General features: G+C 60.3%; 17 protein-coding genes. 6 read left to right on the top strand and 11 right to left on the bottom strand.

From position 1 onward, the window contains the following. On the top strand, positions 1-987 hold the full coding sequence (locus ACR0A2_RS16975) for an NAD(P)H-quinone oxidoreductase (protein ID WP_171229836.1): 987 nt from the start codon (positions 1-3) through the stop codon (positions 985-987). 30 nt (positions 988-1,017) lie between these two features. On the opposite strand, the gene ACR0A2_RS16980 is transcribed toward ACR0A2_RS16975, so the two are convergent. After that, positions 1,018-1,875 carry a DUF2189 domain-containing protein gene (locus ACR0A2_RS16980; RefSeq protein ID WP_171119760.1) on the bottom strand — a complete coding sequence of 286 codons (858 nt, stop codon included), beginning with the start codon at positions 1,873-1,875 and terminating at the stop codon, positions 1,018-1,020. A gap of 192 nt (positions 1,876-2,067) precedes the next feature. Here ACR0A2_RS16980 and ACR0A2_RS16985 point away from each other — a divergent pair, with 192 nt between their 5' ends. Further along, on the top strand, positions 2,068-3,051 hold the full coding sequence (locus ACR0A2_RS16985) for a quinone oxidoreductase family protein (RefSeq protein WP_480836302.1): 984 nt from the start codon (positions 2,068-2,070) through the stop codon (positions 3,049-3,051). Between the two features lie 49 nt (positions 3,052-3,100). On the opposite strand, the gene ACR0A2_RS16990 is transcribed toward ACR0A2_RS16985, so the two are convergent. From ACR0A2_RS16990 to ACR0A2_RS17035, 10 genes are all read right to left on the bottom strand, one after another. After that, positions 3,101-3,634, bottom strand: coding sequence for an outer membrane protein (locus ACR0A2_RS16990; RefSeq protein WP_152456763.1), 534 nt, complete (start codon positions 3,632-3,634; stop codon positions 3,101-3,103). Positions 3,635-3,894: 260 nt separating this feature from the next. Further along, entirely contained in the window at positions 3,895-4,371 is a 477-nt protein-coding gene (locus ACR0A2_RS16995) for a YHS domain-containing (seleno)protein (RefSeq protein WP_171119757.1), read from the bottom strand. A gap of 183 nt (positions 4,372-4,554) precedes the next feature. Then, on the bottom strand, positions 4,555-4,824 hold the full coding sequence (locus ACR0A2_RS17000; RefSeq protein ID WP_480836305.1) for a hypothetical protein: 270 nt from the start codon (positions 4,822-4,824) through the stop codon (positions 4,555-4,557). Then, positions 4,821-5,426 (bottom strand): glycerol-3-phosphate 1-O-acyltransferase PlsY, encoded by a 606-nt coding sequence (gene plsY / locus ACR0A2_RS17005; protein WP_480836307.1) that lies wholly within the window; start codon positions 5,424-5,426, stop codon positions 4,821-4,823. Before plsY ends, ACR0A2_RS17000 begins: the two co-directional genes overlap by 4 nt. Next, the gene (pyrC, locus tag ACR0A2_RS17010) at positions 5,426-6,706 is read right to left on the bottom strand and encodes a dihydroorotase (protein WP_480836309.1); all 1,281 of its coding nucleotides are present in this window, start codon (positions 6,704-6,706) and stop codon (positions 5,426-5,428) included. Before pyrC ends, plsY begins: the two co-directional genes overlap by 1 nt. Beyond that, a complete protein-coding gene (locus tag ACR0A2_RS17015; protein WP_480836311.1) occupies positions 6,703-7,155 on the bottom strand; it encodes a hypothetical protein in 453 nt (150 codons plus the stop codon). Before ACR0A2_RS17015 ends, pyrC begins: the two co-directional genes overlap by 4 nt. Next, entirely contained in the window at positions 7,152-7,538 is a 387-nt protein-coding gene (locus tag ACR0A2_RS17020) for a hypothetical protein (protein WP_480836313.1), read from the bottom strand. The genes ACR0A2_RS17015 and ACR0A2_RS17020 overlap by 4 nt, the downstream gene beginning before the upstream one ends. Then, positions 7,523-8,041 carry a hypothetical protein gene (locus ACR0A2_RS17025; RefSeq protein WP_480836314.1) on the bottom strand — a complete coding sequence of 173 codons (519 nt, stop codon included), beginning with the start codon at positions 8,039-8,041 and terminating at the stop codon, positions 7,523-7,525. The genes ACR0A2_RS17020 and ACR0A2_RS17025 overlap by 16 nt, the downstream gene beginning before the upstream one ends. After that, positions 8,038-8,973 carry an aspartate carbamoyltransferase catalytic subunit gene (locus ACR0A2_RS17030; protein ID WP_480836316.1) on the bottom strand — a complete coding sequence of 312 codons (936 nt, stop codon included), beginning with the start codon at positions 8,971-8,973 and terminating at the stop codon, positions 8,038-8,040. Before ACR0A2_RS17030 ends, ACR0A2_RS17025 begins: the two co-directional genes overlap by 4 nt. A gap of 59 nt (positions 8,974-9,032) precedes the next feature. Then, complete coding sequence (locus ACR0A2_RS17035; protein WP_480836318.1) at positions 9,033-9,611, bottom strand: scavenger receptor class F, member 2; 579 nt, start codon at positions 9,609-9,611, stop codon at positions 9,033-9,035. A gap of 119 nt (positions 9,612-9,730) precedes the next feature. Here ACR0A2_RS17035 and ACR0A2_RS17040 point away from each other — a divergent pair, with 119 nt between their 5' ends. Genes ACR0A2_RS17040 through moaB form a run of 4 tightly spaced genes read left to right on the top strand, consistent with a single transcriptional unit; the run spans position 9,731 to position 12,260 of the window. Beyond that, positions 9,731-10,498, top strand: a complete 768-nt coding sequence (locus ACR0A2_RS17040) for a uracil-DNA glycosylase (protein WP_480836320.1) — start codon at positions 9,731-9,733, stop codon at positions 10,496-10,498. Beyond that, positions 10,495-11,094, top strand: a complete 600-nt coding sequence (locus ACR0A2_RS17045) for a metallophosphoesterase family protein (RefSeq protein WP_480836322.1) — start codon at positions 10,495-10,497, stop codon at positions 11,092-11,094. Before ACR0A2_RS17040 ends, ACR0A2_RS17045 begins: the two co-directional genes overlap by 4 nt. Beyond that, on the top strand, positions 11,091-11,711 hold the full coding sequence (locus tag ACR0A2_RS17050; RefSeq protein WP_171363535.1) for a LysE family translocator: 621 nt from the start codon (positions 11,091-11,093) through the stop codon (positions 11,709-11,711). Before ACR0A2_RS17045 ends, ACR0A2_RS17050 begins: the two co-directional genes overlap by 4 nt. A gap of 6 nt (positions 11,712-11,717) precedes the next feature. After that, complete coding sequence (moaB, locus tag ACR0A2_RS17055; RefSeq protein WP_152456776.1) at positions 11,718-12,260, top strand: molybdenum cofactor biosynthesis protein B; 543 nt, start codon at positions 11,718-11,720, stop codon at positions 12,258-12,260. Positions 12,261-12,292 lie beyond the last annotated feature (32 nt).

Genomic DNA, 12,292 nt, shown 5'->3' on the forward strand with positions numbered 1-12,292 from the left:
ATGACCCAGATGATGCGCGCTGTTGAGATCACCGAACCGGGTGGTCCCGATGTTTTGCAACTGACCGAGCGACCGATTCCTGAACCGGGTGCGGGGCAGGTCGTTCTGAAAGTGGCCTATGCCGGGGTGAACCGGCCGGACGCGTTGCAGCGCGCGGGCGCTTACGATCCGCCGCCCGGTGCCAGCGACCTGCCGGGGCTTGAGGCTTCGGGCGAAGTGGTCTCGGTCGGGGCCGGGGTCGAAGGACTGTCCGTTGGGGATCAGGTCTGCGCGTTGCTGCCGGGCGGCGGCTATGCCGAATATGTCGCCACCCCTGCGGCCCATTGCCTGCCGGTTCCTGCCGGCATGGGAATGAAAGAGGCGGCCTGCCTGCCCGAGACCTTTTTCACCGTCTGGTCCAACGTGTTTACGCGGGGCGGGCTGAAGGCCGGTGAACGATTTCTGGTCCATGGCGGCTCGAGCGGGATTGGCACGACGGCCATCCAGTTGGCCAATGCCTTTGGCGCCCGCGTTTTTGCCACCGCAGGGTCGGATGAAAAATGTCAGGCTTGCGTCAAGCTGGGTGCGGAAAGGGCGATCAACTACCGCGATGAGGATTTTGTGGCCGTCATACGGGCCGAAGGCGGGGCAAACCTGATCCTCGACATGGTCGGAGGCGACTATATCCCGCGCAACGTCAAAGCTTTGGCCGAGGATGGGCGGCTGGTCCAGATCGCCTTCCTGCAAGGCCCGGTGGTCGAGCTGAACTTTGCCCTCATGATGGTCAAACGCCTGACCCTGACCGGCAGCACCCTGCGCCCGCAAAGCGATCTGGCCAAGGCCCGGATTGCGCAGGACCTGCGCGAAGCTGTCTGGCCTCTGCTTGAGGCAGGCAAGGTTGCGCCTGTCATGGACAGCGAATTTGATCTGGCCGAGGCTGCGGCCGCCCATGCACGCATGGAAAGCTCGGGCCATATTGGCAAGATCGTCCTGCACGTCGCGGGCTGAACTCTGCGCGCGCGGGGCAGACCCGCGCGTTCACGCAACCGCGCGGCGGTACAGGTGCCATGTGGCATGGCCCAGAACCGGCATCACTATGATCAGGCCCAACAGCATCGGCAGGGCACCCAGAAACAGAAGGGCCGCCACGATGAACCCCCAGGTCAAGATGACGCCGGGGTTGTGACGCAACACGCGAAACGATGTCACGACCGCCACCGGCAATCCGACTTGCCGGTCCAGAAGCAACGGAAAGCTGACAACGCTGATCGCCAGAGCGCAAAGAGCGAACACGAACCCAACGGCGAGTCCGACAACCATCATGGTCCAGCCGGCAACCGTAGTGACGGCCTGCTTGGCAAAAGTGCCAAGTGACGCGGGGGCTTCTGGCCCCATTGTATGCGTGTAAATGCTCTGCGCCACCATCAGCCAGATCAGCAGAAGCATCACCAGATAGAAGCCCAAAACCAGAATTGCGCCGAAAGCCGGAGAGCGGAATACACCGAACGCATCCAACCAATGCACCGTGCTGCCTTGTTCTCGTTTGCGGCTGATCTCATACAGCCCCACAGCTGCGACTGGACCGATCAAGGCAAAACCGGCGATCAGAGGCGCCAGAAGTGGCACCATGTTGACGTTCAGGGCAAAGCCGAACATCAAAAGCCCCGCAACCGGGTAGATCAGCACAATGAATATGGCATCCGCCCGTGTTTCGACAAAGTCGTGATACCCCGCCTTCAGACAGGCGCGCAGATCTTGCATCGTCAATGTCTGCACCATCGGCAAATGCGTGGTATCTGCGCTTCCGAGTTTTGAAACGCTGTCCGAGACATGATCACTGGCCGCCCCCAGATTCTGGGCTGCCCAACTGATCGGATTTCCGATTGTTTTAGCCATTTTCATCCCCTTTCCTGGCGAGATTTGCGCCGCGGAATGGATCCGGCATTAAGTTGTCCGTGGCCGGACCAGCCGACAACGCCTGATCGCAGTATAGCACAGTTTGGCGGAATCCTGATCAACACTCTGATATCTGACGATTGCTCCGCATCGCAGTCATGTTAGCTTGATGTCAGGCAAGAGGAGGTCAGGATGCAGACAACAGCGAAAACGGTGGTATTGCACGAATTCGGCGGGCCCGAGGTTCTGCGGATCGAAGACAGGCCATTGGGCGACCCCGGACCGGGTGAAATACGTATCCGTCATCATGCCTGCGGTCTAAACTTTATCGATGTTTATCAACGCACTGGATTGTACCCCCTGGAGCTCCCCCATGCTTTGGGGATGGAAGCGGCGGGTGTCGTCGAGGCCGTCGGGGAAGGGGTAACGCACCTGAAACCCGGTCAACGGGCCGCGTATGCCGCAGCCCCACCCGGCGCGTATTGCGAGGCCCGCGTGATGCCTGCGGCACAGGTGTGCCCTTTGCCGGATGGCATCTCTTTCGAAGCGGCTGCGGCAATGATGTTGAAGGGTTTGACGGTTGAATACCTGTTTCACCGAACCACTCCGCTGAAACGCGGGGATACGGTGCTGTTCCACGCAGCGGCGGGTGGGGTCGGACTGATCGCCTGTCAATGGGCGAAGTCAGAAGGGATCACTCTGATTGGCACGGCGGGAACCGACGAGAAGTGCAGCCTTGCCCGGTTCAACGGGGCCGCGCATTGCATCAACTACCGATCCGAGAATTTCGCCGAACGGGTGGCCGAGATCACCAAAGGCAAGGGTGTGGATGTGGTCATGGATTCCGTGGGGGCGGACACGTTCGACGGATCGTTGAACTGCCTGAAACCCTTGGGAATGATGATTTCCTTCGGCAACGCCTCAGGGCCGGTGCCGCCATTCGATATCGGTGTTCTGGGCAAGAAAGGATCGCTCAAGATTACCCGCCCCACTTTGTTCACCCATATTGCGGACCACTCCGTCTGTCAGGCAATGGCGCGCCGCTTGTTCGGCAAGGTCGAGGGCAGAGAGGTCAAGATCCACATCGATCAGCGCTTTGCGCTGGATCAGGTGGCCGATGCACATCGCGCGTTGGAAGCGCGGCAGACGACCGGCAGTACGATTCTGGACCTTTGACGCGAAACCCGGCCTGTCAGGCCGGGTTCAACTTTATCCGGAGTGCCGTTCAGAACCGGTAAGAGACACGAACCTGCAATGTGGTTGCGTCGACATCCACATTGTTTCCGTTGAAGTTATCGAATTCGTGGTACAGAAGTTCTCCGCCAATACTCACATTTGGGGCCACGATCTGTTCATAGCCTGCGCCGATGAACCACCCGTCATCACTGCCCAGGGTGTCGGTGCCCGCTTCGGCGTAGCCTGCCGTGCCGTACAGCAAACCTTGCGGGTTTACCTTGTAGCCGGCGCGCGCCTTCAACCGCCAGACATCTTCGACAGTTGCGGCGCCGGACAGGCCCACGTCAGTCCAGTCATAGTCAAATCCGCCGCCAACGACCCAGTCGCCCAGATCATAGTCGTAGCCCAGGATGATACCACCGATCGCGCCATCGCCATCGACACCGGACAGGCTGGTGTCTACATCGGCATAACCCAGTTGCAGACCGCCATAAAACCCGGTCCAGTTGCCCGAGGATTGTGCCATTGCCGATCCCGCGACCACGGTTGCGACAGTAGTGATGAGAGCCAATTTCAAAGTCATCTCATTTCCTTTCGATTGTCACTCTGCTCCAGTGAAATTCGGTTCACTTATGCAGACAGTTACGATCCGCGGACGTCATCGGATCAGTGATACCTACGAACCCCTGCCCGAATTTTGCCTCTGAAACGTGACAAGACACGCCGGGGGCCTTTGAAATCGGGCACTTCTGATACTGATGAGATAGGTAGAGATGAGAGGTCTTCAAACGATATGCGGCAGCGGAACATTCCGCCGCCGACACATCTGAAGATTTAGGCGGATTATTGCTTTTGCAATTCAGCAGGGGTCTTGTCCGCGATGTTTTCCCAGTTTGCACTTGCGCTTTCGATAAAGCCCGGGATGTCGCCTTCCCAGCGTTCCTGGATGTCTTCCGACAAATTCAGGTACAGTTTGTTGTCGACGATTTTCCAGTGGTTCGGGTCACCGTCGAACTTGAAGCCCATGGCTGTACCAAAGGCACAATAGCCGCCATAGGCAGGCAGGTAAGCTTCCGGGTTGGCTTCGAAGGCGGCTTTGTTTTCCTCGGACGAGAAACGGTACAGCGCATCGTCGTGTAGCGCGGTGATGCGATAGTCGCCCTTGGTCGCTTCACCGACGGTGAAATAGGCAACCGGGTCATAACCCTGCATGGCCAGACCGGTCGAGCTTGCGTTGATGTCCACTCCAGCGGCCAGTGCGGATGTTGCCAGTGCAACGGACAGAGCGACGCCACCGATCAGAGATTTAAACTTGTTCATTGTTCCACCTTTCGTGAAAGGAGCCTCGTCTGTGTGCCGATCGAAGGCCCCGGATTGTTGTCCTGTGTGGCCCGTAATTGACCGTCACGACAGCGATCTGGGAAGCAGGCGGATCACGTTCAAAACAATGAATCGTGATTGTGCGTCAGAGAGGAACGTCTGTTCAAAAATGCAGGCCTGACATTACGCGTCCGGTTCAAAATCCAGAACACACGCGATGACTTTGCTGGCCGCCATTTCACAAGGCCTCAGCAGCGCGCCGCTGATGCGTGTCTGATACAGATTCATGCTGATATAGTCGGTGCCGCCCAGTTCGCGTGCAACCAGCTTGTGGGATTTCCCCTTTGCCATCTGTTGGCGCACGACGACATAGCGCCGATTCCCCGATGTACCGGCAAACCTGCCCTCGGGCAGTGCGAAAAACGCGGAAACGAAAGCGTCCGGCGGTGTCACGATTTTCCGATTTTCGGTTCAGTCCCGGCCTTGATCCGTGCGACGTTGGTGCTGTGACGCCAATAGATCAGAAGGGTCAGGATAATCCCAAGGATAAAGGATTGTCCGTTTGTCAGAACCAGCACCCAGGTCGTTGAAAGCGCGGCCGCGGCCAGTGCGCCGACCGAGGATATCCGCCAGATCGCCGCCGCCACCAGCCAGCTGAGACAGCACGCAACTCCGACGCGCCAGTCCAGCGCCAGCCAGAGGCCCAGAAAGGTCGCCACGCCTTTTCCGCCCTTGAAACCCAGCCAGATGGGAAAGCAATGACCCAGAAAGGCAAAAAGGGCTGCGATCTGCGCGGCGTCTTCTCCGGCATAAGCACGGGCAATCAGAACCGCCGCCGCGCCCTTGGCCGTGTCGAACAGCAAGGTCAGCGCCGCGGCGGCTTTGTTGCCGGTGCGCAGGACATTGGTTGCGCCGATATTTCCGGATCCGATTTCGCGCAGATTTCCTAGCCCCATGACCTTTGCAAGCAGCAGGCCGAAGGGAATGGAGCCCAAGAGATATCCAACCACCGCCCACTGGAGCAGTTCGCTGGTCGAGTTGTCGATCGGGGGCATCAGGAACTCCGGAACACTTCTTTACCTGCAACATAGGTCGAAATGACCTTACCTTGCATCCGCTGGCCGTCAAATGGCGTGTTCTGAGATTTGGATTTTAGGGCAAAGCGATCAAGCACAATAGGCACATCCGGGTCGAACAGAACCAGATCCGCCGGGGCGCCTTCCGACAATCGGCCGCTTTCCAGACCAAGCCGTTTCGCCGGGTTGAAAGCCATCGCCCGGAAGAGGGTCGGCAGGTCCAACTGGTCGGCATGATACAGGCGCAATGCCGCCGGCAAGAGCGTTTCCAGCGCCACCGCGCCCGAGGCGGCCTCTTCAAACGGCAGGCGTTTGCTTTCTTCGTCCTGCGGTGTGTGCATCGAACTGATCGTGTCGATCAGGCCGGTGCGCACTGCCTCGATCACCGCCTGCCGGTCATCCTCGGACCGCAGCGGAGGCTTGACCTTGAAGAAGGTGCGATAGTCGGCCACGTCCAGCTCGTTCAGCGTCAGGTGATGGATCGAGGTGCCGGCAGTGATGTCCAGCCCGTTGCGCTTGGCCCGTTCCAGCGCGGGCAGGGCGCGGGCGGTGGTGATCTGGTCGGCGTGATAGGCCGCGCCCGTCATTTCCAACAGCGCGATGTCACGGTCCAACCCCATGCGCTCGGCCATGGGCGAGACCGCAGGCAATCCGCGCAGGGCGGCGAATTTGCCGCTGGTGGCGGCGGCGCCATGGCTCAGGCCCGGATCTTGCGGGTGGGCAATCACCAGCGCGCCGCAGGATTTCGCATAGGTCAGTGCGCGGGAAAACACCTTGGTATTGGTGATGACGTGATCGCAATCGGTAAAGGCCACGGCGCCTGCGTCCTGCAAGAACCCAATCTCCGTCATCTCACGCCCTTCGCGCCCTTTGGTCAGCGCGGCCATCGGCAGCACGTTGACCGGCGCATCCGCCTGCGCGCGCCGGGTCGCGAATTCCAACGTTTCCGGCGTGTCGACTGCGGGCAGTGTATCCGGGCGGGTGACAATAGTGGTGACACCACCGGCTGCGGCAGCGAGGCCTGCGGATTTGTAGCTTTCCTTGTGCCGTTCGCCCGGCTCACACACCTTGACGCCGATATCGACGATGCCGGGGGCGAGGCACTTGCCCCCGCAGTCGATGACCCGGGCGTCAGCAACGGGCGCGTCGCCGTTGCCCTTGCCGTGAATGAGGCCGTCGGCAATGTGCAGCCAGCCGGGACTGTCCGTGCCGGTTTCAGGGTCGATCAGGCGGGCGTTGGTAAAGATCAGGGCGGTCATGTATGGGCCTTTCGGGCTTGGGTCAGCGCGGCCAACGCGGCATCCGGGTCGGGCAGATGGTCGAATCTGAAAAAGGGGTGGCGGTTAAAAACCACCGCAGACGGCGCAGTGCGGAAATTCAGGAACCGGTTAATTTCCAGTTTCTTGGTTTTCAGTTCTTTGTTGACTTGCCACGCGTTCTGCGGCGTCACAACATAAACGCGTTGCGAGCGAACAAAGCGGTCCGCCCACATCACGAATGCCAGCACGCCCGTGCAACTGAGCAGCTTCCAGAAATCCCGCACCGAGTCGACAATCCACGGGCTGGCGAACCACGCCAGACCGACAGAGCCGATCAGAATCCTGTAGGACCAACCCAGATGAGGTGGGAAGAAACCGTTATGCGGCCGCCCGAACCATAGAACCTGTTCGCCCTCTGGTATCTTCTCACGCCACCATTCTTCGCTCATCCCATCGCCCTTTCAATCGCGGCTTTGGTGGCGGCCGGGTCTGACTGGTACTTGATCAGATGCTTGTCGCCGGTTTTGGTGACAACCTGGACGAAGCTGCCCATGATATTCACGGCGGTGATCTGGTTCAGCGGCACGATGCGTCCGCCGGGACCGGTCAGCGCGGTGTCTGACAATTGCCAATTCGAGACCAGTTCTTCCGAGGCCAGATACCACGCGCGTATGCCGATGGCGGCCAGGCCGGCTGGGGCTCCGGTCCAGACGTAAGGATTGCCGATCAGCCACAGCACGGCCATTGCACCGGCCATGGCCACTGCAGCCAGCCATGCATTTGTGCGGATATAGGCCCCTTTGTCCGGGGCGAAGATCACAGGATCAGCCATAAGATGCCTCCGATGACCACAAGCGCGACCAGTGCCAGAATGGCAGATCCGACGCGGCGGGGGGTGTCACCCGCTGTGACGGTTTGCGGGGCGGAAAAGGGCTTGGCGCTTTCGGTTTCAATGGTCCCCCCGGTCCAGTTCGTGGCCTCTTCCGTGAACAGGCCGATCAGGCGCAGGCGCGGATCAGGGTTCAGCGTCGCCGGGTGTCCGTTGAAAGCCGCGCTGCGAAGGACCATGACCCAACCGTCGATAGTGGCCAGAGCATCCCGGTCCAACTGGTCAGCGGGCACGCCGCAGCCCTCGGTCAGATAGCCGTAAAGGCCGAGGTCCTCGAGGTCGGAGACCGGGAATACATCGATGTGGCTGGGGTCCAGCCCGTCGACCCCAAGCGCCTGATCGGCGGCACCCGGTTCGCGCAGGAACTTTGCCTCTTCCGGGCGCATGTCCAGCGTGAACAGGCGCAAAACGCCGCGTTCGTGGGGGGCAACGGTCAGATCGCTCATGCGGCCTCGCGCAGGTTGCGCGCCAGCAAATCCATCGCGGCCATGCGGACGGCGACGCCCATTTCCACCTGTTCCTGAATGACGGATCGGTTGATGTCGTCCGCCAAGGTGCCGTCGATCTCGACCCCGCGGTTCATCGGGCCGGGATGCATCACGATCGCGTCCGGCTTGGCCTGCGCCAGCTTTGCGGCGTCCAGACCGTAGCGGTGGTAATATTCGCGTTCCGAGGGGATGAACCCGCCATCCATCCGCTCTTTCTGAAGGCGCAGCATCATGACGACGTCAACGTCCTTGAGGCCCTCGTTCATGTCGTCATAGATTTCGACCCCGAACTCGGCGAGCTGGCTGGGCACCAGCGTCGGCGGGCCAATCAGGCGGATGCGGTTTTCCATCTTGCCCAGCAGGATCAGGTTCGATCGGGCGACGCGGGAATGGGCGACATCGCCGCAAATGGCAATGCTCAGCCGGTGCAGGCGACCTTTGGCGCGACGGATGGTCAGGGCGTCCAGCAGGGCTTGCGTGGGGTGTTCATGTTTGCCGTCACCGGCGTTCAGAACGGCGCAATTGACCTTCTGCGCCAGCAGATCGACCGCGCCGGAATGCGGGTGCCGCACCACCAGAAGATCCGGGTGCATCGCGTTCAGCGTCATCGCGGTGTCGATCAGGGTCTCGCCTTTTTTGATCGAGCTGGCCTGCATCGCCATGTTCATCACATCCGCACCCAGACGCTTGCCCGCCAGTTCGAAACTGGCCTGCGTGCGGGTCGAGTTTTCAAAGAACATGTTGATCTGGGTCAGCCCCGACAGAACGTCGGAATGCTTGGTCGACTGGCGGTTCATGTCGACATAGGTCTCGGCCAGATCCAGAATGTCGGTGATATCGGATTGCGACAGATGCTCGATGCCAAGAAGGTGACGATGGGCGAAACGCATGGGCGGGCTCCTGTCTGACAATCGCGCCGCTTATAGGAAGCCGGGCGGCGCAAGGCAACCTAAGGTTCCGTACCCTCAGGCAGTTTTTCGCAGCCGCCTTCGGGCAGGCATTGCTCGCCCGGCTTGCACCATTTGCCATAACCGCAGTCGATGGCCTTGATCGGTACGCAGCCTTGATGCGCCGAGCATTTGAAACCGGGGCGGCATTGTGATCCGGTTTCCTCGCACAGGAACCACCCCGGACGCGAGCAGCCCCCGCCGGGCAGGCAGGCCGAACCGCGCGCGCAGGTTCTGCCATCAGCGCATGTGGTCGGTGGCGTCGTATCCAGTTCGGGTGCGCTTCGTTCACACTCGCCACGGCCATTGCAAAAACTGTCGCCCGGACAATCCAGCCGCGATGCGCATTTGTTCAGGCCTGCGGGCGCACATCTGAGTCCACCAGCGACGCAGCGTTCGAACGGACCGCAACTGCGCCCGCCGCCGCAATAGGTGCCGCCCAGTGGAATGCAATGGCCATCAAAACTGCATCTTTGCCCGCCTGAACAACATGTGCTGCCGCATTTGAACTGACCCGCACGGCATTGCCCGTGTTTGTCATGAAATGTGGCCCATGCCGGATCATCGGTGACAACCAGCACTAATCCAATGATGAGGAATCGCAGAAATCTGAGCATCGCATGCCGATGGTCGGCGCGACAGAGCGACCGATCAAGCCCTATTCGCTTTCCCTCAGCCCTCAGGCGGGTAAGTTATCCCTATGGAATCGGGCTTGGACTATTACTCTGCGCGGGCGCTGCTGGAATGGCAGATCGAACTGGGCGCGACCGAGGCAATCGGTGATGTGCCGGTTGACCGGTACGCTTTGCCCGACACCTCGGCCAAACCCAGGAAACCGGAAACGCCCCCCGCCGCCCCGGCAAAGCCAAGGGATGTGGACCCGGTAGCAATCGCAGGATCCGCAGCACGGGGCGCGGGATCGCTGGATCAGCTGCGCGCAGCGATGGACGCGTTCGAGCATTGCGAGCTCAAGCGCGGTGCGCGGCAGTTGGTTTTTGCCGACGGCACCCCCGGTGCAAAAGTGATGATCATTGGCGAGGCGCCGGGTCGCGACGAAGACCGTGAAGGCAAGCCCTTTGTCGGTCGCGCCGGTCAATTGCTGGACCGGATGCTGGCGGCAATTGATCTGGATCGTCGCGAGAACGTCTATATCACCAATGTGCTGCCATGGCGGCCCCCGCAGAACCGCGATCCCAAACCCGAAGAGATCGGGATGATGAAGCCGTTTCTGGAACGCCACGTGGCCCTGGCCAGACCCGAGGTTTTGGTTGTGATGGGGAATATCAGTTGTCAGGCGGTGCTGGGCAAACGCGGCATCACCCGCCTGCGCGGCAAATGGGATCAGGCAATGGATCTGCCGGTGATCCCGATGTTCCACCCGGCTTACCTGCTGCGGCAACCGCAGATGAAACGGCAGGCCTGGGCGGATCTGCTGGAACTGAAAGCGCGGCTGCGAGGTGCAACATGAAGGTTCTGGCATTCTCTGATCTGCACATGGCGCGCAACCGGGCAGCCGATCTTGTTGCCGCCAGCACCGAGGCTGATCTTGTCATCGGTGCCGGTGATTATTGCAATTCGCGTCAGGGGCTGGACGAGGCGATGCAGATGCTGTCCGGCATTTCGGCCCCGCTGGTCCTGATCCCGGGAAACGCGGAAAGCGCAGAAGAGCTGGGCAATGCGGCCCCGGACGGTGTCCATGTCCTGCACGGGTCTGGCATGACCATAGACGGCTTGCGCTTGTTTGGTCTTGGCTATGGCGTACCACCGACCCCGTTCGGAGACTGGTCCTGTGACCTGACGGAAGGTGAGGCGACCGAGATGCTCGACCGGTGTGAAACGGCTGATGTCCTGATCGTTCATTCTCCGCCCAAAGGGTATGGGGATCAGACATCGCAAGGCCTTTCGGTCGGATCGACTGCCATACGGGATGCGGTGGAACGCCTTCAGCCGGGATTTGCGTTCTTCGGTCATGTGCATGAAAGCTGGGGCTATCGCGGGTCCTTGGGGCGAACGCATTTGGCCAATCTGGGCCCGATGCCAAGTTGGTTTGAGGTGGATGCGTGATCGAATTCCAGACTTTGCTGGTCTTTGTTCCAGCGGCACTGGCACTGAACCTGACGCCCGGTGCTGATATGATGTTCTGCTTTGGCCAAGGGCTGCGATCCGGGGCGTGGCCTTCGGTATCGGCAAGCGCCGGCGTGTCCGTGGGTTCGATGATTCACGTGCTGCTGGCAGGGCTTGGGCTGGGCGCTGCGGTGTCGGCGCTGCCCTGGCTTTTCGAAGTGATCCGCTGGATGGGTGCCGCTTACCTGATGTTTCTGGCTTGGGGAGCGGTCCGGAACGGCGCTTCGACAGGGGATGCGCCTATGCGGTCGACGCGCATGGCATTTCGGGATGGGATGTTGGTCAACCTGACCAATCCCAAGGTCATTCTGTTCGTGCTGGCGTTCATACCGCAATTCGTCGACCCGACTGCGGGATCGGTTCTGGTGCAGTTCCTGATCTTTGGGCTGATCATCGCGTTTGGCGGGTTCTTGGTAAACGGGCTGGCCGGAATTTTTGCCGGCGGGGCAGGCAAGGTGCTGATCGGCAACCCGCGCGCCTCGCGTATTATTGGTTGGGTCACAGGGGGTATTTATTCCGCCCTCGCGATCCGGCTTGTCATGATGGAAAGGGCCTGACGCAAGATGTCACGCATTGACGAAACCAAGGAGTTCATCCCCGTCAGAATTGCCGTTCTGACCGTTTCGGACACCCGATCGATGGACGAAGATCGCTCGGGGCAGACATTGGTGGACCGGATCGAAAAAGCGGGCCATGTTGTTGCGGATCGCCAGATCATCCGGGATGAGCGCGACCAGATCGCCGATCAGTTGCGGGCATGGGTGGCTAATGAACAGATCGATGTCGTGATCTCGACCGGTGGAACGGGTCTGACGGGGCGGGACGTGACCGTCGAGGCGCATCGGGACGTGTACGAAAAAGAGATCGACGCATTCGCTACTGTCTTCACCATCATTTCGATGGAGAAAATCGGCACTTCGGCGGTGCAGTCCCGTGCAACCGGGGGGGTTGCGGGGGGAACATACCTTTTTGCATTGCCCGGCAGCCCGGGGGCCTGCAAGGATGCGTGGGATGGGATTTTGGAAAAACAGTTCGATTACCGGCATCGCCCCTGCAATTTTGTGGAAATAATGCCCAGATTGGACGAACATCTGCGACGGAAGTAGACTGGTCGTACGTTCAATTCCGTATAACCGCT

It is taken from the genome of Ruegeria sp. H8 (assembly GCF_056532905.1).

Coding starts and splice junctions, on each gene's coding strand:
- ACR0A2_RS16990 (WP_152456763.1), bottom strand. CDS start 3,634: ATGACTTTGAAATTGGCTCTCATCACTACTGTCGCAACCGTGGTCGCG.
- ACR0A2_RS17030 (WP_480836316.1), bottom strand. CDS start 8,973: ATGCGTTTCGCCCATCGTCACCTTCTTGGCATCGAGCATCTGTCGCAA.
- ACR0A2_RS17045 (WP_480836322.1), top strand. CDS start 10,495: ATGAAGGTTCTGGCATTCTCTGATCTGCACATGGCGCGCAACCGGGCA.
- ACR0A2_RS16975 (WP_171229836.1), top strand. CDS start 1: ATGACCCAGATGATGCGCGCTGTTGAGATCACCGAACCGGGTGGTCCC.
- ACR0A2_RS17025 (WP_480836314.1), bottom strand. CDS start 8,041: ATGAGCGATCTGACCGTTGCCCCCCACGAACGCGGCGTTTTGCGCCTG.
- ACR0A2_RS16985 (WP_480836302.1), top strand. CDS start 2,068: ATGCAGACAACAGCGAAAACGGTGGTATTGCACGAATTCGGCGGGCCC.
- moaB (WP_152456776.1), top strand. CDS start 11,718: ATGTCACGCATTGACGAAACCAAGGAGTTCATCCCCGTCAGAATTGCC.
- ACR0A2_RS17040 (WP_480836320.1), top strand. CDS start 9,731: ATGGAATCGGGCTTGGACTATTACTCTGCGCGGGCGCTGCTGGAATGG.
- ACR0A2_RS16980 (WP_171119760.1), bottom strand. CDS start 1,875: ATGGCTAAAACAATCGGAAATCCGATCAGTTGGGCAGCCCAGAATCTG.
- ACR0A2_RS16995 (WP_171119757.1), bottom strand. CDS start 4,371: ATGAACAAGTTTAAATCTCTGATCGGTGGCGTCGCTCTGTCCGTTGCA.
- ACR0A2_RS17020 (WP_480836313.1), bottom strand. CDS start 7,538: ATGGCTGATCCTGTGATCTTCGCCCCGGACAAAGGGGCCTATATCCGC.
- pyrC (WP_480836309.1), bottom strand. CDS start 6,706: ATGACCGCCCTGATCTTTACCAACGCCCGCCTGATCGACCCTGAAACC.
- plsY (WP_480836307.1), bottom strand. CDS start 5,426: ATGCCCCCGATCGACAACTCGACCAGCGAACTGCTCCAGTGGGCGGTG.
- ACR0A2_RS17015 (WP_480836311.1), bottom strand. CDS start 7,155: ATGAGCGAAGAATGGTGGCGTGAGAAGATACCAGAGGGCGAACAGGTT.